This window comes from Paraburkholderia sp. SUR17, assembly GCF_029536165.1.
In the GTDB taxonomy this organism is placed as follows: domain Bacteria; phylum Pseudomonadota; class Gammaproteobacteria; order Burkholderiales; family Burkholderiaceae; genus Paraburkholderia; species Paraburkholderia kururiensis.
This window is the reverse complement of record NZ_CP120509.1, coordinates 1,690,783-1,710,064: the sequence shown is the minus strand read 5'-3', so window position 1 is coordinate 1,710,064 and position 19,282 is coordinate 1,690,783. Positions and strand designations below refer to the sequence as shown.

The 19,282-nt window shown below is 68.4% G+C and carries 14 protein-coding genes; 10 read left to right on the top strand and 4 right to left on the bottom strand.

Annotation, left to right across the window (positions count from 1 at the left end):
• Window positions 1–14: 14 nt before the first annotated feature.
• The 10 genes from P2869_RS24995 (at window position 15) to sctC (ending at window position 10,159) form a co-directional block, all read left to right on the top strand.
• Window positions 15–599 carry an HrpB1 family type III secretion system apparatus protein gene (locus P2869_RS24995; protein WP_277598265.1) on the top strand — a complete coding sequence of 195 codons (585 nt, stop codon included), beginning with the start codon at window positions 15–17 and terminating at the stop codon, window positions 597–599.
• Window positions 600–718: 119 nt separating this feature from the next.
• Window positions 719–1,102 (top strand): type III secretion protein HrpB2, encoded by a 384-nt coding sequence (locus tag P2869_RS24990; protein WP_017775663.1) that lies wholly within the window; start codon window positions 719–721, stop codon window positions 1,100–1,102.
• A gap of 2 nt (window positions 1,103–1,104) precedes the next feature.
• Window positions 1,105–1,971: a type III secretion inner membrane ring lipoprotein SctJ gene (gene sctJ, locus P2869_RS24985; RefSeq protein ID WP_240658971.1), complete on the top strand. Its 867-nt coding sequence runs from the start codon at window positions 1,105–1,107 to the stop codon at window positions 1,969–1,971.
• Between the two features lie 88 nt (window positions 1,972–2,059).
• A complete protein-coding gene (locus tag P2869_RS24980; RefSeq protein ID WP_277598264.1) occupies window positions 2,060–2,857 on the top strand; it encodes a type III secretion protein HrpB4 in 798 nt (265 codons plus the stop codon).
• Window positions 2,842–3,708, top strand: coding sequence for a type III secretion system stator protein SctL (sctL, locus tag P2869_RS24975; protein ID WP_277598263.1), 867 nt, complete (start codon window positions 2,842–2,844; stop codon window positions 3,706–3,708). Before P2869_RS24980 ends, sctL begins: the two co-directional genes overlap by 16 nt.
• Window positions 3,705–5,087, top strand: coding sequence for a type III secretion system ATPase SctN (gene sctN / locus P2869_RS24970; RefSeq protein ID WP_277598262.1), 1,383 nt, complete (start codon window positions 3,705–3,707; stop codon window positions 5,085–5,087). The genes sctL and sctN overlap by 4 nt, the downstream gene beginning before the upstream one ends.
• Window positions 5,088–5,135: 48 nt before the next feature.
• Complete coding sequence (locus tag P2869_RS24965) at window positions 5,136–5,729, top strand: type III secretion protein (protein WP_277598261.1); 594 nt, start codon at window positions 5,136–5,138, stop codon at window positions 5,727–5,729.
• Entirely contained in the window at window positions 5,726–6,544 is an 819-nt protein-coding gene (gene sctT, locus P2869_RS24960; RefSeq protein WP_277598260.1) for a type III secretion system export apparatus subunit SctT, read from the top strand. The genes P2869_RS24965 and sctT overlap by 4 nt, the downstream gene beginning before the upstream one ends.
• A 163-nt stretch (window positions 6,545–6,707) precedes the next feature.
• Window positions 6,708–8,174, top strand: a complete 1,467-nt coding sequence (locus tag P2869_RS24955) for a helix-turn-helix transcriptional regulator (protein WP_199541827.1) — start codon at window positions 6,708–6,710, stop codon at window positions 8,172–8,174.
• 125 nt (window positions 8,175–8,299) lie between these two features.
• Window positions 8,300–10,159 carry a type III secretion system outer membrane ring subunit SctC gene (sctC, locus tag P2869_RS24950; protein ID WP_277598259.1) on the top strand — a complete coding sequence of 620 codons (1,860 nt, stop codon included), beginning with the start codon at window positions 8,300–8,302 and terminating at the stop codon, window positions 10,157–10,159.
• Window positions 10,160–10,230: 71 nt separating this feature from the next.
• On the opposite strand, the gene P2869_RS24945 is transcribed toward sctC, so the two are convergent.
• From P2869_RS24945 to P2869_RS24930, 4 genes are all read right to left on the bottom strand, one after another.
• Window positions 10,231–11,361, bottom strand: a complete 1,131-nt coding sequence (locus tag P2869_RS24945; RefSeq protein ID WP_277598258.1) for a response regulator transcription factor — start codon at window positions 11,359–11,361, stop codon at window positions 10,231–10,233.
• Between the two features lie 518 nt (window positions 11,362–11,879).
• The gene (locus P2869_RS24940; protein WP_277598257.1) at window positions 11,880–12,590 is read right to left on the bottom strand and encodes a DUF3455 domain-containing protein; all 711 of its coding nucleotides are present in this window, start codon (window positions 12,588–12,590) and stop codon (window positions 11,880–11,882) included.
• Between the two features lie 202 nt (window positions 12,591–12,792).
• Window positions 12,793–14,142, bottom strand: coding sequence for an Nramp family divalent metal transporter (locus P2869_RS24935; RefSeq protein ID WP_277598256.1), 1,350 nt, complete (start codon window positions 14,140–14,142; stop codon window positions 12,793–12,795).
• Between the two features lie 261 nt (window positions 14,143–14,403).
• Window positions 14,404–19,233, bottom strand: coding sequence for a DEAD/DEAH box helicase (locus P2869_RS24930; RefSeq protein WP_277598255.1), 4,830 nt, complete (start codon window positions 19,231–19,233; stop codon window positions 14,404–14,406).
• Window positions 19,234–19,282 lie beyond the last annotated feature (49 nt).

The following is a 19,282-nucleotide window of genomic DNA, read 5'->3' as shown; positions in this document are numbered from 1 at the left end:
AGGAGCCTTTCGACATGAGCGTGACCTCGCCGAACTATCTCAACTGCAGTCCGGACATCGTCGGTGGGCTGATCGAGACCGTCTCGACTGCGCTGCTCTCGAACTTCCCGAAAGTGGAGGCGGACCCGTACGACATCGAACTCGTGCTGGACGCCTTGCGCGTGCTGCGCCCGAAGGTGGCCGAGATCGACACCTTCGAGGGCATCATCCACATGACCCGCGGCCACTGGGACGACGCCGTGCGCGTGTTTTCGCGCGTGGTGGAGAACGCGCCGCACTTCGCGTATGCGAAAGCGCTGCTCGCGTTCTGCCTCTCGGTGAAGGGCGATCCGAACTGGCGTCAAAGCGCGGCCGAGGCCGTGCAGGCCAACCCGAGCCGCGACACGCAACAGCTCGTGCGCGCGCTGGAAGCCCGCGAGGATCTGCTCGACGCAGTGCGCAAGCATCGCAACGGCGGCCCGCTCGAAATCCCGCTCTCGGTCACCACGCTCAACGACGAAGAGGAAGAGCGCGCCGCCACGGCGAGCCCTCAGCCGAGCACGCGTCAGCCTCAGGACCCGCTCGCGCAGCAGGGCTACCAGGGCTATCTGCGCGCTTGAATGGACCTGAGCGCGCGACGGCGTCACGCCTCTACGTCTAGCCGTTGCGCGTAATCGCACGCAATCGCATGCCGTGACTTGCAACGGCGTAGAAGCAACCTTCCCGCAGGAGAGCGGCAATGAGCGTATCGGTGACGGCCAAACAGGTGGAAAGCGCCTTGCAGGCCACCCAGCAGGCGAGCGACCCGTCGCTCGCGCAGCAAGGCGAGAAGTTCAGTTCGATGATGAAGAACCCTCGCATGGCGAAGCCCGAGCACGCGGACGGCGAGAACACCAACGTGGTGTCGAAGCTCGTGGCCGCGCAGGACGCCGAGATCCAGCAGTCGGTCAACGACGTCGTGCAGTTCTCGCAGCAGGCGCCGCAGATGTCGATGAACGAGATCATGGCCGCCACGACGAAGATGACGCTCGAAATGGCGAGCACGCAGCTCGACATGGAAGCGAAGATGGGCGTGGTGGACTCGTCCAAGTCCGCTATCGAAACGTTGATGAAGAACCAGTAGCCATGCACGCCACGACGGGCCACGCGGCACGATCCCTCCGGCAGCCGGAACCCAGGCGGCGTAGCGCGCGCGGCGCCGCGCTCGTGGCCACGCTCGCGCTCTGCGCGGCGTTGGCCGGTTGCCAGAAGGAGCTGTACAGCAATCTCACGGAGCAGGACGTCAACGAGATGCTGGTGGCGTTGCTTGAGCAGGGCGTGGACGCGTCGAAGGCGACGCCCGACAACGGCAAGACCTGGGCGCTCGACGTGGACAGCAATCAGATCGTGCGCGCCGTGGAAGTGCTGCGCTCGCGCGGCCTGCCGCACAGCAAGTACGACGATCTGGGCAGTCTCTTCAAGAAGGACGGGCTCGTGTCCACGCCCACCGAAGAGCGCGTGCGCTTCATCTACGGGCTTTCGCAGGAACTCTCGTCGACGCTTTCGAAGATCGACGGCGTGATCGTCGCGCGCGTGCAGATCGTGCTGCCGAACAACGATCCGCTCGCGCAGCAGATCAAGCCGTCTTCGGCGTCGGTGTTCATCAAGTACCGCCCGGATTCGGACGCGGGCGCGCTCATCCCGCAGATCAAGACGCTCGTCATGCACAGCGTGGAAGGGTTGACCTACGACGCGGTGAGCGTCACGGCTGTGCCGGCGGACCCGGTCGAACTCTCGAAGCTGCCGCAATCGCATTCGCCGCTGCCCGTCATTGTGGGCGCCGTGCTGGTGCTGGTGATCGGCGCCGCAGGCCTCTTCCTCTGGATGAAGCGCGGCGTGCCGCACAAGGCGGGCGGCGGTTCGCCCAAGGGCGGCACGGGCGACGCGCTAGGGGCGAAGGTCAATGCGCTGCTCGCGCGGCTGCGGCGCGCGGGCCCTTCTTCCACGGCCTGAGGGCGTGGTTATCGAAACGCCCGGAACTGGCGGAAACAGCGGAACCATCAGGATTCAGGCGGGGATTCGGGCACATATCGCACACGTCATGGGTGCTTCTACCGGCTTTCCTTTCGCACGGGCTGCCGCCGCATTCGCGGCGTGGGAGCGCAACGCGCGCACGGCGGTGCAATGGGCGCATCCGTCGTGGCTCGCGGGCGCGTTGGGCGTGGCGCCCGCGGCGCTCGATACGTTCTACGCGGCGCTGGGCGGCAACACGAATGCCGAACCGCGTGCCAACGCAAACGGCCACGGCTTGCGCCGCAACGCCGTCGATGCCGCGTCGCGCGCCTTGCTTCGCGCACTTCACGTGCCGCCGCCCGCATTCGACACATGGTTCAGGCCCGGCCCGCAGGTGCTCGACGCCTTGCCGGCCGTGCTCGGTCTGAACGTGCTGCGCATGCGCGCGCTGCTGTTTCGCCGCGCGGACGTGCGGCGGCTCATCGACAAGCGCAGCCGCATGCAGCTGGCGCAATGGGTCGGCGTGCCGCTCGACCGTCTGCTCGCCCAGGCGCCGGGCACTGCGGCAACGAACGCACCGGACACGGCGCGGCTCGTCGCGCGCGGCGCGATGCCGGCGCTCGATGCGCTCGACGCCGGCACGCTCGCGCTGGAAGGCTACGCGCTGATGGCGCGCGACGCCCATGACCCCGGCACGGCGCTTTCAGCGAACCTTGCCGGCCCCGCCGACGCGCCGTGCCCGCTGCTGCGCCTCGCCTTGCCGCGTGAATTGCCGCCCGTGCCGTGGCTCGACGCCGCCGCGCGCGAGCCCGATCCGTTGGGCACGCCGCAGTTGATCGCGCGCTTTCCCGAACTGCTTCCGGAGTGGGCATGGTTATCTGGCTGAGATCCGACCGCAATCTGCCGAACCCGGCCGAGGTGCAGGCAGGCGTGAATGGTGTGAAGCACATCGGCGTGCACGGCGACGTGGTGCCGCGTGCCGCGTTCGGCGCACTGATGTCGCTGGAAGCGGGCTACGCCCAGCTTGCGGCCGACCGCGAAGCGATGCTCGGGCAGGCACAGGCCGAAGCGCAGGCCATCATGGAGGCCGCGCAGCACGAGGCCGCGGCCATTCTTGCCGACGCCCGCGCGCAATACGACGAGGCGGCCCAACGCGGCTATCGCGACGGCGAAGCGCGCGCGCTCGCCGACTGGATGGCGCGCCAGGCCGATGCCGGCGACGACCAGCGCCGCACGCAATTGAAGATGCGCGAGCGCCTGGCCGAAATCGTGACGGTCGCGGTCGAGCAGATCGTGCACGTGCAGCAGTCCGAGCAGTTGTTCGAGCGCGCGCTCGCCACCGTGGACCGCATCGTCGAAGGGGCCACGTATCTGCGCGTGGCGGTGAGCCCCGGCGACTACGACAAGGCTTGCGTCGCGTTCGAGCGGCTTTCGTCGCGCTGGCGCGAACTGGGGCGGCCGTTCCCGCTTTCGGTGGTGGCGGACAAGCGGCTGGCGCCCGGCAGCTGCATCTGCGAATCGGACTTTGGCGCCGTGGACGCGAGCCTCGCCACGCAGCTGCGCGCCATGCGTTCGGCGGTGTCGCGCGCGCTCAAGCATTCGGCAGGCGAAATCGACGGGCTGGCGTGGCAGCAGGCGTCCGATGAACCGGGCAACGCCGATGCAGGAGAACAAGCCGCGCCCGACTTCGAAGATCGCGCCCTGCACGAGTCCGACCCTGACCCCGACCCGCAATGAGCACGCCCCAGGACACTTCGGCCACCCGCGCTGCGGTCTCGCGCCGGCTGCTCGACGTCGAGCGTCTGACCGACACCATCGAGCAGGAGATTCTCGCCACGCGCAGCATTGCGCGCACGGGCAAGGTGCTCGAAGTGATCGGCACGCTCGTGAAGGTGGGCGGCCTCGACGTCTCGCTCGGCGAGCTGTGCGAGTTGCGCGCGCCGAACGGCGCGCTGCTGCAGTACGCCGAGGTGATCGGCTTCACGCGCGACGTCGCGCTGCTCTCGCCGTTCTCGCGGCTCGCCGACGTCTCGCGCTCCACCCAGGTGGTGGGGCTCGGCCGGCCGCTCTCGGTGCCCGTGGGCACGGCGCTGCTGGGGCGCGTGATCGACAGCCTCGGGCGGCCCATCGACGGGCTCGGTCCCATCGACGCCACCGGGGAGCGCCCCATTTTCGCGGACCCGCCCGACCCCATGAGCCGCCGCCTGATCGAAGCGCCGCTCGCCACCGGCGTGCGCGTGGTGGACGCCATGATGACGCTTGCCGAAGGGCAGCGCATGGGCATCTTCGCGCCTGCGGGCGTGGGCAAGAGCACGCTGCTCGGCATGTTCGCGCGCGGCGCGCAGTGCGACGTCACGGTGATCGCGCTGATCGGCGAACGCGGCCGCGAAGTGCGCGAGTTCATCGAGCTGATTCTGGGCGAGGAAGGCATGGCGCGTTCCGTCGTGGTGTGCGCGACTTCGGACCGGTCTTCCATCGAACGCGCGAAGGCCGCCTATGTGGCCACCGCGATTGCCGAGCACTTTCGCGACGAAGGCTGCCGCGTGCTGCTGATGATGGATTCGCTCACGCGCTTTGCGCGCGCCCAGCGCGAAATCGGCCTCGCCGCGGGCGAGCCGCCCGCGCGGCGCGGCTTTCCGCCCTCCATCTTCGCGGAGTTGCCGCGCCTGCTGGAGCGCGCGGGCATGGGTGCGCGCGGGTCGCGCGGGTCGATTACGGCGCTCTACACGGTGCTGGCCGAAGACGAATCGGGCAGCGATCCCATTGCCGAAGAAGTGCGCGGCATTCTGGACGGCCACATGATTCTCTCGCGCGAAATCGCCGCAAAAAATCAGTACCCGGCCATCGACGTGCTGGGCAGCCTCTCGCGCGTCATGCCCCAGGTGGTGCCGCGCGAGTACGTGGCCGCGTCGGCGCGGCTGCGCGAACTGATGGCGAAGCACCGCGAAGTGGAGATGCTGTTGCAGATCGGCGAGTACCAGCCGGGCGGCAACCCCGTGGCGGACGAGGCCATCGGCAAGATCGACGCCATTCGCGCGTTCTTCTCGCAGGGCACCGACGAATTCGCCTCGCCCGACGAGACCGGCGCGCAACTCTTCGCGCTCGCGAACGGCTAACGCCTTACGCCTTATGCCGCCAGCAAGCCCAGGAACGAACCGGACGCCATGACCGCCAACCGACGCCGCATCGCTGCCCTCACGCGCACCACCGAACGCCGCGAGCGGCTGGAGGAGACGCTGCGCGCCGCGCTCGCGGCACGGCGCGAGGAGGCTGTGCAACTGGCGGCGCAGCGTGACGGCAAGGCCGCCGAGGTGCAGCAGGCGCGCGAAACGCTGGCGCAATGCCATGCGAGCATCGGCGACATGATGGGCGGCAGCGCGGCGTTTTCGCTCGCCGATCTCAACGCGGCCATGCGCTACGCCGAAGTGGTGGCCGACCGCGTGCGCGTGCTCGAAGCGGATCTGGCCGCGCTCGTTGCGGCCTGTGAGGCGAAACAGCAGGAGATCGTCACGGCGGTGCGCGCCATTGCCAACAACCGCGGGCGCATCGAACTCTGCAACGAGCGCATTGCGGCGCTGCGCCGCCGCGACGACGAAGCCGCGAGCGACGCCGCCGACGAGGAAGCCGAAGAAGCCGCGCTCGCACGCCTCGCCGCGGCGGCACGGGCCGCGCGCGAAGCGCACGAGAGCCGCGACCTGCGCCGCGACGGGGGCGACAGGCTCGACAACAACGCCACCCGCCCGCATGAACCCGCATGAACGACCTCTTCAATGCGCTGCCGCAACTGGGCACCACGTTCGTTGGCTACATGACGCTGCTCGGCATCTGCTCGGTGCGCCTCCTCGTCATCATGTCGATGTTTCCGCCCACGGCCGACGGCGTGCTGCAAGGCGTGGTGCGCAACGGTGTGGCGATGCTGCTCAGTACGTTCGTGGCCTACGGCCAGCCGGCCTCGCTCATGACCACGCTCTCCGGCGTGCATCTGATCGAACTCGGGCTGCGCGAAGCCGTGATCGGGCTCGTGCTGGGCTATGCGGCCTCCACCGTGTTCTGGGTGGCGGAAAGCGCAGGCACCTACGTGGACGACCTCACGGGCTACAACAACATGCAGGTCACCAACCCGTTGCGCGAGGAGCAGTCCACGCCCACGGGCGCGCTGCTTTCGCAGGTGGCCATCGTCGCGTTCTGGACGCTGGGCGGCATGACGTTCCTGCTCGGTGTGGTCTACGAGTCGTATCACTGGTGGCCGTTGACCTCGAATACGCCGGTGGCCGCGAACATCTTCGAAAGCTTCGTGCTGCGCCAGACCGATACGCTCATGCAGACCACCGCGAAGCTCGCCGCGCCCATGCTCTTTATCCTGCTCATGATCGACTTCGCGTTCGGCTTCGTGTCGAAGTCGGCGCAGAAGCTCGACCTCATGACCTTGAGCCAGCCCGTGAAGGGCGCCATGACGGTGCTGATGCTCGCGTTGCTGGTGGGCATCTTCGTCGATCAGGTGAAGGACCAGCTCGTGCTCACGAGCCTCGGCGAACAACTGCGCGCCATCGCGACCGCGCAGCCGCACCATTGATGCCGCGGGCGTCCGCTTGCGCCACCACCCATCACGCATCGAACCTCAACAGTTCTCAAATCGCGCGCGCCAATAAGATTTGTTGAAGATGTGGGCGAGGGGCTCCGATACATTGGGCTCACATGGTCGCCTGTCAGGCTGGCCCTTCAACAAGGAGTGCACGATGTTCCTGACACCCTATTTCCCGCTTGCCGCTGCGCTTACCGTGCGCCGCCTGCCCGCGGGCTTTCTCGACAAGGTGCTCGAAGGCAATCTCGGCGCGGCGGGCGCACAGGCCAACCGCTGGGCGGAAGACGCGCATCAGAGCACCGACATGCCGTACCTGCTGCAACTGCACGCGGACATGCAGATGACGCTCGGCATCGGCGACGAAGCCGAAGAGCAGTACCGTCGCGCGCAGAAGGTGATCCGCACGCCGCGCGAAGCCATTCGCGCCGCGTCGTGCCGCAACGCGGGCTGGCAGGCGCTGTTCCGGCACCGGCTTGCCACGGCGCTCTCGTGCTTTGCGCGCGTGGTGGACGAGACCGGCATCGACCCGCTGCAACGCATGGAGGCGCGGCTCGGCATCGTGTGCGCGCTGCACGAACTCGGGCAGTCGCGTGCCGCGGCCGAAGCGCTGGACGAACTCGCGGCGATGGCCGCGTCGTCCGCGGGCGGCGCCGTGAACGGCGAGCCTTCGTACTGGCGCGACGTCATCACGACGCTGCGCTTCGATCTCGCCGTGCAGCGCGAACTGCGCTCGGCGGCGGCGCTCTCGGACCACGCGTACTGGCAATCGGGCATGACCGACGACCGCACGCCGGGCAGCGGCGAAGTGACCGAAACCGCGGATCTGCACGAAGTGGCCGCGCTGCGCGTGCGGGTGCCGCTGCTGCGCGAGCGCATCGACTATCTGCGCCAGCTGCGTGCGCTTACGCGCGGCAACCGCAATGCGATGGACGCGCTCACCGCGCATCTGACCTGGGCGCAGCACACGGGGCTGCACGAATACCTGCGCACGGCGCGGCTGGAAATCGTGCTGGCCGCGCTCGCCTCCGAGTCGCCGCAACTGGCTGAAACGATGCTCGAGCCGCTGCATCGCATCGACTATGCGGCCTCTACGGGGCACCGGCAGCTCGAATATCTCTACTGCGTGGCGAAGGTGCGCCAGACCCAGGGCCGTACGCGCGAATCGATGCAGTTCTACAGCCGCTACGCGCTGATCTGCGCGCAGTGTCTGCGCGACGACGCCGCGGCCATCGTGCCGTTCGCGAATCGCGCGCCGCGCCACGGCGCGCAACTCGACGACGTGGGCGCGCGGCTGCCTGCGAAGTACCGGCGCGCGTATCGCTATCTGCAGGAAAACCTCGATCGCCGCGATCTCTCGGTGCGCGAGGTGGCGGCCGAAGTCGGCGTGACCGAACGCGCGCTGCAAAGCGCGTTCAAGAACTTCCTCGGGCTCTCGCCTACGGAGCTGATTCGCCGGCAGCGCATGGAGCGCATTCGCGCCGAGCTGCTGCGCGACTCGTTCACGAGCGACCGCAGCGTGCTCATTGCCGCGAACAAGTGGGGCGTGCAGAACCGCTCCACGCTCGTGAACGGCTACCGCAAGCAATTCCACGAAGCGCCTTCGGAAACGCTGGAACGCTAGCCGCCTTCGCATCGCAGGCGCACTGCGCCCGGCATGGCCCTCCACGGTTCGCGCCGCTGCTGGTCACAGCGCGCGCGGCCGTGGCGGTCGAGACGTCCCACCTCCCAACGAACGACGTTGTCCCCATGAATAGAAAAAAACTCGTCTGCGCCGTCTGGATGGCGGTGTTCGTCGCGACTGCGATGCCGGGGCTCTCCGCCGATGCGGCGCCCATCCGGTGGCGCAATTCGGCGGTTCATATTTCGGTTGAAGGCAAAGATCTCAAGGACGTACTGCGCGACTTCACCGCGGGGCAGGGCGTGCCCGCCACCATCTCCGGCGACGTGCACGGCACGGTGACAGGCCAGTTCGACATGTCGCCGCAGCGCTTTCTGGATACGCTCGCGTCCACCTTCGGCTTCGTCTGGTTCTACGACGGCAACGTGCTTTCCATCAGCGACGCCAACAGCGTGACGCGCCAGGTGATCAAGCTCGACCATGCGCGCGTGTCGGACCTGAAGGCGTCGCTCGATCAGCTGCACATTTCCAACCCGCGTTTCCCGATCATGTTCGACGCGGAGCAGGGCACGGCGCTCGTGAGCGGCCCGCCCGCCTACGTGCAGATGGTGGCCGACGTGGCGAAGCGGCTCGACGACAACGCGGAGCAGCGTATCGGGTCGATGGTGCGCGTGTTCCCGCTGCACCACGCGTGGGCCGCGGACCACAAGGTGCAGATCGACGGCAACACGGTGAACGTGCCGGGCGTGGCGAACGTGCTCGCGAAGATGTACCACCCGCAGGGCAACGGCGGTTCGGACGGCACCGATGCGGGCGGCCAGCGCAACGCCGTGCAGCCCACCATGCAGCGTCTGCAGCCCATGCAGGACGTGACGGGCAGCACCTCGGGCGGCGGCTACGAAGGCGCGGGCAATCCGCCGCTGCCGCCGGGCATGGCGGGCGCGGGCACGCCGACGGCGCTGGGCGGGCTCATCGCGGGTATGGGCGGAGGTGGTAATGGTGGCGGTGGCGCGCCGCTGCCGGGCTATGGCGGGGCCGGTGGCGCATACGGCGGCGCATATGGCGGATTCGGCGCCAACGCCTCGCAGAGCGGCTATGGCGCAACGCCCATGGGCGGCACGGACAACCTGCCCGTCATCGTTGCGGACCCGCGCACGAACTCCGTGCTCGTGCGCGACCTGCCGCAGCGCCTGCCGCTCTACCAGACGTTGATCGACCAGCTCGACGTGAAGCCGAGGCTCGTGGAGATCGAGGCGCACATCATCGAGATCGACGAAGACGCGTTGAAGCAGATCGGCGTGGACTGGCGCGCGCACAACAGCCACATCGACCTGCAAACGGGTAACGGCATCACGCAGCAGAACGGCTACAACGGCAACATCAACCCGACCTTCGATACGCGCACGCTCTCGGACGGCACCACGGTGATCGACACGTCGCCGGTAGGCGGATCGCTCACGGCCGTGATCGGCAACGCGGGCCGCTACCTGCTGGCGCGCGTGAACGCATTGCAGAACAACAACCTCGCGCGCATCGATGCAAGCCCCAAGGTCGCGACGCTCGACAACGTGGAGGCCGTGATGGACCACAAGACGCGCTTCTTCGTGCGCGTGTCGGGCTACACGTCGGCGGATCTCTATCAGGTCTCCACCGGCGTGTCGCTGCGCGTTCTGCCGCTCGTGGTGGACGAGGACGGCAAGGAGCGCATCAAGCTCAACGTGCACATCGAAGACGGCACGCTCACGGGCCAGCAGGTGGACAACATCCCGATCATCACGACGAGCACCATCAACACCGAATCGTTCGTGGGCGAGGGCGAGAGTCTGCTGATTGCCGGCTATCGCGTGGACAGCACGACGAACGGCGAGTCGGGCGTGCCGGGCCTGTCGAAGATTCCGCTCATCGGCGCGCTGTTCCGCTATCGCAGCGACGAGCACAGCCATATGGAACGGCTCTTTCTGCTCTCGCCGCGCATCATCGAGTTCTGAAGCGTAGAGAAAGGGGAAGCGGGCGGCTGCGCCCGCTTGTCTTTCTGCGGATGCGTCGACGCTTCGGCGACTCAGTTGCGGCTGCTGCGCGGCGTGCGTGGCGTGTGCGGGGTGTGCGGGGTGTGCGTGGTACCGGCCCACGGCGTGCGCACCACACGCGCAGCCGTCTGCGCACACGCCGTGAGGCTGGCGGCGGGCGGTACGTAGGCGTCGCTGTCGGTATCGGACCACGGGCGTGCATCGAGCGCCGCCGCGCTGCCCGCGGGATGCACCTGGGGCCGCAACGCTTCTTCGAGCACGAGCGATTCGGCCGGGTCGGCGGGTGCGGCACTCGTCACCGCGGCGGCTTCCTTGCGCTGCACGACTGCGGCAAGCACGGCGACATGGCGAGGCGTGGCCGTGCGCATCACGTTTTCGGGCTCGCGCGCGGTGTCGCGTGTGGCCTCGTTGTGACGTGCAGCGCCCGTGCCGTTCAACTCGTGCGCCTCGTCTTCGCATTCCGCCACGGCGGTTTCCGCCAGCTCGATGCGGTAGCCGTGCGCGTACATCGTGCGCAGATGCACGCCGTGCGCGCCGTTGAGTTCGAGCTTCTTGCGCAGCTTGTAGATGTGCTGCTCGAGCGTGCGGCCCACGATGTCTTCCGAACTGCTCCACACCGCGCCCGCAATCTGGCGGCGGCTCACGTATTCGCCGGGACGCGAGAACAGGAGCCATGCGGTGGCGAACTCGCGTGACGTGAGGCGCACCGTATCGCCCGCCACGTGAACCACGCACGAGCGGCGGTCGAGCCGATAGACGCCGCACTCCAGGCGGTCGTCGGCGTCCGAAGGCTGGACGGGTTGAAAGCGGCGCAGCGCGAGATGCACGCGCAAGACGAGTTCGCGCGAATCGATGGGAGAGAGCACGACGTCGTCGGCGCCCGCGTCGAAGGTGCGGGCAATGCTGGCGCGGTCGCTGCGCGCGCCCACCACGATGAGCGGCGCACGGCGGTCCGCATAGCAGGCGCGGCGCGCGAGCACGGGGCGCAGCGGATTCACGCCGGTGTCGGCGTCGATCAGGATCGCACTGAAGTCTTCGCGATAGACGGCGCGGGCGAGCGTAACGTCGTCGGCGAACTGGCTGCAGGTGGCGCCGTCGGCCTCGAAACACTGACAGATCAACCTGAACAGCGCGGTGCTCCTGGTCATTACGGCTAGTTTCATTTTTCCTCCGGTTGTCCTGTCGCCCGGCGTCCCCCTGCACTCGCACGCAATGCAAACCGTATCGAGACCGTAGCCGTCGCAGCGAATGATCGGAAGGTAGAGCGGCGGGTGTTTCAAGGCTGTAACGGTTTGTTTCATACCGATTGCCTTATGTCACCCTGGTAAAACCTGAAGAGGCGTAACGAAAAACGCCTATGCGCGTTTCAGCGCAATTCGCGCAAAGTTAACCGCAAAATCGATAGAAAATCGCGTCACGTAGATTTTGCGCGATTGCATGCAGCTTTCGGTCAATTCGACCTGACATGCCGTGAGAGGCGCGCTGGGCAAGCGTTCCCCTTAGATATTACGAATGTGAAAGGATCGTTTAAGCTTATTGAGCTTTGCGCTGCTCATTCCTGCGCCATTTGCATGAACGTGGCGTCGTGGCGAAGTCGATATGCATAACTGCTGCTGACACCTTATTGCCATGTTCTGCAAAAACGGCAGACGTGGAGGACAGTCTGCCGTGTGCCGCACCATCACTCGCGCGCGGCATCGCCGCTCGCGCTGGCGGGCACATCGCTCGACGCCACGGCGTGCGAGACGCTTGCGCCAGGCGCGGGCACGGGCGTCGTCACGGCGTTGCCCGCGGTGGGCTCCGCGTTGCGATAGAACAGGTACGTGGCCGAATAAGGCACGAAGAGCGAAACGCCTTCCTGGTCGCATGCGGGGTCGGGCGGCATGCCACCTGTCGTCTGTACGCGCTGAACCGAACTCGTGCGAGCGAAGCGGCCTTCGCCGCGCCGCTCGCCGGCATTGAAGCGGGCGACGAGCCGTTGCCACGGCAGCGCGTTCGCGGCCACCACTTCCTCGCCCACCACGCGCCCCACCACGTAACTGCCGTCGTAGCCCACGAAGTAGCGGCCCGGTGCCACGGTGCCCACGCTGCGCCGCGCAGGGTCGACGAGCGTGGCGTCCGAACCCGTCGCGACCCAGGTGAGCGCATCGCCGTTGCGCCGGCACGTGTAGGTCGTATCGCCCACTGCGGTCAGCACGTCCTGCAGCACTTCGTTTTGCGTGGCGCGCAGGGCTTCGGGCAGCGTGTCGTTGGCGGGCGGAAGCTGCGCGGTGGGCGGCGTGGTGCAGGCCGCCGCCATGAACGCGAAGCACGCGGGCATGGCGAAGCGCGCGCCGCGCGACAGACGGCGGCGCGGGGCAGCGGGTTCGCAGGCAGCAGGCGGTCTTTTCATCGACGGTGTGATCGCAGTTCGGGTCATGCCGCGAAGGCCCGCGCGGGCCAAACGTCGAAACGTCCCGGCACGGGCAGCGGGCGCGCGAGGTGACGGGTGAGCGGGCGCGCATGGCTTGAATGAGACCCGAAACGCGCACTGCGGATGCGGACCGACCCGAACTCTTGAACGCTCGCGCGCAATGAGGCGGGTATGGATCGCTTCACGCGGCCGGTAGCGGCGGCAGCGCCGGCACCGGCACGCCGAAAACGTGCAGCAGCAGAACCGTGTTGAGTGCGAGCACCACGACGGTGGCGAGTGTCGCGACGATCGTCATGAACCGGCTGTTGACGAACGGCCCCATGACGGCGCGCCGGCTCGTGAAGATCACGAGCGCGATCATCGGCACGGGCAGGGCGAAGCTCAGCGCGACCTGGCTGTAGACGAGGGCGTCCGTGACGTTCACGCCGGCCGCCACCACTACGAATGCGGGCGCCATCGTCACGACGCGGCGCAGCCACACGGGAATGCGATAGCCCGTGAAGCCCTGCATGATGATTTGCCCGGCGAGCGTGCCCACGGCGGAACTCGACATGCCCGACGCGAGCAGCGAGACGAGAAAGACCGCGCCCGCCGCCGCACCGAACAACGGCGTCAGCGTGTGGAACGCGGCGCCGATCTCGGCCACGTCGCGATGCCCGGCATGGAACGCACCCGACGCCATGATCACCATCGCCATGTTGACGAGCCCCGCGAGCGAGAGCGCGACGATCACCTCGCGGTTGGAGAAGCGCACGAGCTTGCGACGCCCGGCGTCGTCACGGGCGGGCGCGCGGGCCTGCGTGAGTCCGGAGTGCAGATAGATGGCGTGCGGCATGACCGTGGCGCCCAGAATGCCCACTGCAATCGCGAGCGCACCGGAGTCGGGCAACTGCGGCACGAAGGCGCCTTGGGCCGCGGCGCCCAGGTCGACGGGCACGATGAGCAGTTCCACCACGTACGAGAGCGCAATGGCCGCAATCAACGCGCCGATGATGAGCTCCACGGGCCGAAAGCCGCGCCGCCCGGCGCTGAGAATCGCGAACGTCACGACGGCGGTGATGGCCATGCCGACGAGCAGCGGCAGATGAAACAGCAGCGAAAGCCCGATGGCGCCGCCGAGGAATTCGGCGAGGTCCGTGGCCATGGCGGCCGCTTCGCTTACGCCCCACATCGCGTAGACGACGGGCTGGGGGAAATGGTCGCGCGAGATTTCGGCGAGATTGCGGTTCGTCACGATGCCGAGTTTCGCGGAGAGCGCCTGGAACAGCATGGCAATGACGTTCGCCGCGAGCACCACCCAGAGCAGCGCATAGCCGTAGCGCGCGCCGGCTTGCAGGTTGGTGGCGAAGTTGCCGGGGTCCATGTACGCGATGGACGCCACCACGGCCGGCCCCGCGAACAGCAGCACCGAACGCAGGCCGCCGCTCCTTCCGCCCAGCGCCTCGCCGATGGCGAGCGTCGTGCGTTGCGTGAGGCCTGGCCTGATTGGTCGCCGTGCGGGTCGTGCGGGTGGTGCTGCGGGCGTGCCCATCGCGTGAACCTCGTCTTGAACTCAATGTGCCTCGAAGTGGCAAGACTGGTGCCTGATTATCCTGCGCGGCTCGCGAGTCTGCTTGCGGCGCTCTGCGTGGGTGCGTGAAGCCTTGCTGGCATGGAGCGAGGCGTGGCGGCCGATGCGACCGGCGAAGCGGTGCCGGTCAAGGTTCATGACCGCCGACGCCATGCAGAAAGAACAAACGGACGTGCCGTTTGCACGGCACGAGTTCAATACCGCTGCTTTAGTACCGCTGCTTCAGTACCGCTGCGCGAGCCGCATGCGCATCTGGTTCTTCGTCGTGGGGTCGAAGTCGCCGAGGTAGTCGAAGCGGCCGCCCACCAGCGTCGCCACGGGCACGCCGTCGCGAAAGAGCACGCGGTTGCCGGCCACCGCGGGCACTTTGTCGCCGGCCAGCACGGTGCCGACCAGGTTCAGCGGGTCCGTCGCCGAAACGCAGACGAGCACGCCGTCGTTGGCATGGCGGCGCACCTCGCGCAGCACCGGAATGGCTTCGGGCAGCGCGAACTGTTCGCCGGAGAGTCCTTCGATGAACCGTCCGCCGCGCACGTGGCCGCGCGCTTCCAGGCGATGCAGCACGCGCAGCAGGTCGCGCCACGGCGGCAGCCAGGGCGCTTCGCGCGCGAGCAGTTGCCAGAACACCACGCCGTAGCGGCGCAGCAGCGTGAGGGCGACGTGTTCGAGCAGCTCGGGTTCAGTCTGCGGTTTGCGGACCACGGGCGCGATGGCCCGGGTTTCGCGTTGCGCCGTGCTTGCAGCGTTCGCCGCGTTTTCTGCATTGGCCACCGGCCGGCGCAGCAGCGCCCAGCGCCCTGCGTCCTCCATGCCGCCGATCAGCGCGCCCGCGCCGCGGGGCCGTCGGCTGCCGTAATAGGCGTTGCGCTTCGCCACGGGCTTGATGAGCGCGCGCAGACCGGCAAAGCCGTCCGCATTCGCGAGCCCCGCGGCCACGAGTTCACCGAGCGCGTTTTCCAGTTCTACCGGCAGCAGATGCGCGTGCTGCGCGAGTTCGTCGAAGAACATCGCGCCGTGTTGGGCCAGCAGGTCGTGCACGCGTTGGGCGCGCGCCGAGAGTTCGCCGTCCGCCTCGCCGACCAGCGCTTGCCAGTGCAGCAGATGCCGCCGCGGCAGCAGCACGACGGGCGTCGCGCGCACGGGGCCCGCTGCCGTGCGCGCTCGCGCGCCGAGCCGTGCCCACACCACCTTGCCCGCGCGGCACACTTCGTCCAGCCAGGTGGTCGAGTAGTCCTTCACGCGTGCCGGCAGGATCTCTTCTTCCCACGCGCCTGCCGCGGCTTCCCAGCCTTCGAACTGGTCGAGCACGGCGGCGAGCGCATCGCGGCCTTCCACGCGCGTGGCAGGGCTCACGTGCTGCCATTCGAACAGGAAGCGCATGAAGTCGTGGCGCTGCACCGGTTCGATCTCGCGCCGCAGCCGCCGCACCGTGTAGCGATGAATGCGCGCGAGCAGGTGCCGCTCGCACCATTCGTCGTCGACGGCGCCGGGCGTGAAGCGGCCGCGCATCACGTAGCCTTCGGCTTCGAGCTTCGTCAGCGCGAGCGCAACGGCCGAAGCGGGCAGCGCGAGCGACCGCGCGATCACGGGCACCGGCTGCGGCCCGAAGCCCGTGAGCCGCGCGCGGATCACTTCGACGAGCGCGTCTTCTTCGTGCCACGGCGCGTCGTGCCCTGCGGGCGGTCGCAGCGCGGGCTCGCACGGTGCCTGCGGGTAGAGCGCTTCCAGGCACGTGAGGCGTTCCACGGGCACCCAAAGTGCGTCGCCGAGCGCCACTTTCATGCGCGTGGCGCGGCCCGCCTGGGCGAGCGCGGCGAGGCAGGCGGGCCAGCCATCGCTTTTTTCGGCCTCGCGTTCGTTGATGCAGGCAAGGCCCATCAGCGCCTCGTGCATCTCGTCGGCGTTGCGCACGAGCGGCCAGGCTTCGGCTGCCACGCTTTCGATGGCGGCGGCGTCGAGCGCGCCCAGGTCGTCGGCGGATTCGGGGTCGGTCCAGCGGCGGCTCAGCACGGCCTGCGTGCGGCGCTCTTCGAGCGGCGCGTCATCGAGGAAGGCATACGGCCGCGCGCTCAGAATCTCGGCTGCGAGCGGCGACGGCGCGGGCAGGTCGCGCGCCACGAGCTTCACTTCGCCCGCCTCCATGCGATGCAGCAGGCGCAGCCAGCCGTCGGTGTCCATCGCGTCGTGCAGGCAGTCGTCCACGGTCTGGTTCACGAGCGGATGGTCGGGCAACTCGCGTTCGCCCACGATGTTTTCGAGGCAGGCCACCTGGTCCGGAAACACGGCCGCGAGCAGGTCTTCGCTGCGCATGCGCTGGATGGGCGGGGGCGTCTTGCGCCCGCCCGTCTGACGCGGCAGCGCGAGCGACGTGGTGGCGTTCCAGCGCCAGCGCACGCCGAAGAGCGGCGCATCGAGCAGTGCCTGGATCAGGATGTGTTCGGCCGAGTTGGACCGCAGATAGCGCCACACTTCGTCCAGCGCGAAGCTGTGGCTACCGGTGAGCGAGAGGATGATCGCGTCTTCGGTCGCGGCGGCCTGAAGTTCGAAGTTGAAGCTGCGGCAAAAGCGCTTGCGCAGCGCGAGGCCCCACGCGCGATTGATGCGGCTGCCGAATGGCGCGTGAATGACCAGCTGCATGCCGCCCGATTCGTCGAAGAAGCGCTCCATGACGAGCGTGTGCTGCGTGGGCAGCACGGTGAGCGCGGCCCGCGCGCGGGCGAGGTATTCGACGATCTGGCGCGCGGCGCCTTCACTGAGGCCCAGTGTCGAAACGAGCCAGCCGATGGCGGGCGCGAGCGCGGCGGCGCGGCGGCCGGCGTGTGCGTCATTGGCGCGCTCGCTACCATCGGCGCCTTCGTCGACTTCATCGCCTTCGCCACGTTCATCACCTTCCGCGCCAGGCGCCGCTGCCGCGAGCCGCCGCTCGACTTCCTCGCGCAGCCGCGCAACGGCAGCCGAGAGTTCGTCGCTGCGCCCCGGCGCCTCGCCCAGCCAGAACGGGATGTTGGGCGGCTGGCCCTGGGCGTCTTCCACGCGCACGCGGCCCGCCTCCACACGCAGAATCCGGTACGACGCGTTGCCCAGCTGAAACACGTCGCCCGCGAGGCTTTCCACCGCGAAGTCCTCGTTCACGGTGCCGATGTTGACGCCTTGCGGTTCGAGCAGCACGGCGTAGTCGGCGTTGTCGGGAATCGTGCCGCCCGACGTGAGCGCCACGAGCCGGCTGCCGCGCCGCCCGCGCAGCGTGCGGCTAACGGCATCGCGATGCAGCCACGCGCCGCGCACGCCGTGGCGGCCTGTGTAGCCCTCGGCGAGCATGCGCAGCACCGCGTCGTACTGCTCGCGCGTAAGCGCCGCGTAGGGCGCCGCGCGGCGCACGCGTTCGAACAGCGCGTCCTCGTTCCACTCGGCGGCGGCCACTTCAGCCACGATCTGCTGCGCGAGCACGTCGAGCGGTGCGTGCGGCATGACGAGCCGGTCCAGTTCGTTGCGGCGCACGCAGTCCAGAATCGCGGCGCATTCGATCAGATCGTCGCGCGAGGTGGGAAAGAGCCGGCCTTTGGGCACGGCGCCCACCTGGTGACCCGAGCGGCCCACGCGTTGCAGGAACGCGGCGATGGTGCGCGGCGAGCCGATCTGGCAGACCAGATCGACGTCGCCGATATCGATGCCCAGTTCGAGCGACGCCGTGGCCACCAGCACGCGCAACGCGCCCGCCTTGAGCCGCTGTTCGGCGTCGAAGCGGTGCTCTTTCGCGAGGCTGCCGTGGTGCGCGGCGACGGCTTCTTTGCCGAGGCGGTCGGTGAGATGGCGCGCCACGCGCTCGGCCATGCGGCGCGTGTTCACGAACACGAGCGTGGTGCGGTGCTGCGCGACGAGTTCGGCGAGGCGGTCGTAGACGCGCTCCCAGACGTCGTTGGCCATGACGGCTTCGAGCGGCTCGGGCGGAATCTCGATGGCGAGGTCGCGCTCGCGCACGTGGCCCACGTCGACGATGGCGCAGTCGATGGGGTGCCCTTCGGGGTCGAGCGGGAGGGCGGTGGCGGTGCTGTCGTCGGCTTTTGTGCTGCGGCGGGCAGCATGGCGGCCCGTGTGGCGCTGGGCGGGCGTGGTACTGCTTGTACCGCGGCTTGTGTCACGGCTCGTATTGCAGCTTGTCTCACGGCTCGTATTGCAGCTTGTATCGTGGCTTGCAGCGCTCTGCGTCTTGCTGCTTGCGTCGGCGACGTGCCCGGCCGCCGCCGCGCTACCCACCAGAAAACGCGCCACGGTCGTGATGGGCTTTTGCGTGGCGGAAAGCCCGATGCGCGGCAGGCGCCGGCCGCACAGCGCATCGAGGCGTTCCAGACTCAACGCGAGATGACAGCCGCGCTTGTTGCCGGCCAGTGCGTGAATCTCGTCGACGATCACCGTGCGCACCGTGGAGAGCATCGCGCGCCCCGAGGCCGACCCCAGTAGCACATAGAGCGATTCGGGCGTCGTGACGAGGATGTGCGGCGCGCGCTTGCGCACGGCGGTGCGTTCCTGCTGCGACGTGTCGCCGGTGCGCACGGCGGTGCGAATTTCCACGGGCGGCAGGCCGCGCTGCGCGAGTTCGTCGGCGATGCCGGCGAGCGGCGCTTCGAGGTTGAGCCGGATGTCGTTGGAAAGCGCTTTGAGCGGGGACACGTAGAGCACGAGCGTGGCGTCGGGCAGGGCCGCGGCCGCGGTGTTTTCGGCGGCATCGGGACTGGCGGCCGGATCAGCCGGCTTCGCAGGCGCGGCCTTCGCCGGATGGTTTGCTGCCTTAGCCGAAGCCTGCGTCGCGTTAGCCGGATGCTTCGCCGCATTCCCGAGCCCTTTGCGCACGAGTTCGTCGATCGCGGAGAGGAACGCCGTGAGCGTCTTGCCCGAGCCCGTGGGCGCTGCGACCAGCGTGGAGCGTCCGCTGCGGATGAGCGGCCACGCCGCGGCCTGCGCCGCGGTGGGCGCAGCGAAGCGCTTGCGAAACCAGCTGGCCACCGCGGGGTGGAAACCGGCGAGCGCGTCGGCGGGAGCAGGACGAGAGTTCATGGTCGCGTAGTTGGGGGTGCGGCTCGCGATATCCAATGCCAGTGCTATG

What these genes read in the sequence shown, in the direction of transcription:
- P2869_RS24995 (WP_277598265.1), top strand. Translation starts at nt 15, where the DNA reads ATGAGCGTGACCTCGCCGAACTATCTCAACTGCAGTCCGGACATCGTC.
- sctT (WP_277598260.1), top strand. Translation starts at nt 5,726, where the DNA reads ATGAACGACCTCTTCAATGCGCTGCCGCAACTGGGCACCACGTTCGTT.
- P2869_RS24935 (WP_277598256.1), bottom strand. Translation starts at nt 14,142, where the DNA reads ATGGGCACGCCCGCAGCACCACCCGCACGACCCGCACGGCGACCAATC.
- P2869_RS24930 (WP_277598255.1), bottom strand. Translation starts at nt 19,233, where the DNA reads ATGAACTCTCGTCCTGCTCCCGCCGACGCGCTCGCCGGTTTCCACCCC.
- P2869_RS24965 (WP_277598261.1), top strand. Translation starts at nt 5,136, where the DNA reads ATGACCGCCAACCGACGCCGCATCGCTGCCCTCACGCGCACCACCGAA.
- sctN (WP_277598262.1), top strand. Translation starts at nt 3,705, where the DNA reads ATGAGCACGCCCCAGGACACTTCGGCCACCCGCGCTGCGGTCTCGCGC.
- P2869_RS24980 (WP_277598264.1), top strand. Translation starts at nt 2,060, where the DNA reads ATGGGTGCTTCTACCGGCTTTCCTTTCGCACGGGCTGCCGCCGCATTC.
- P2869_RS24990 (WP_017775663.1), top strand. Translation starts at nt 719, where the DNA reads ATGAGCGTATCGGTGACGGCCAAACAGGTGGAAAGCGCCTTGCAGGCC.
- P2869_RS24940 (WP_277598257.1), bottom strand. Translation starts at nt 12,590, where the DNA reads ATGAAAAGACCGCCTGCTGCCTGCGAACCCGCTGCCCCGCGCCGCCGT.
- P2869_RS24945 (WP_277598258.1), bottom strand. Translation starts at nt 11,361, where the DNA reads ATGAAACTAGCCGTAATGACCAGGAGCACCGCGCTGTTCAGGTTGATC.
- P2869_RS24955 (WP_199541827.1), top strand. Translation starts at nt 6,708, where the DNA reads ATGTTCCTGACACCCTATTTCCCGCTTGCCGCTGCGCTTACCGTGCGC.
- sctJ (WP_240658971.1), top strand. Translation starts at nt 1,105, where the DNA reads ATGCACGCCACGACGGGCCACGCGGCACGATCCCTCCGGCAGCCGGAA.
- sctC (WP_277598259.1), top strand. Translation starts at nt 8,300, where the DNA reads ATGAATAGAAAAAAACTCGTCTGCGCCGTCTGGATGGCGGTGTTCGTC.
- sctL (WP_277598263.1), top strand. Translation starts at nt 2,842, where the DNA reads ATGGTTATCTGGCTGAGATCCGACCGCAATCTGCCGAACCCGGCCGAG.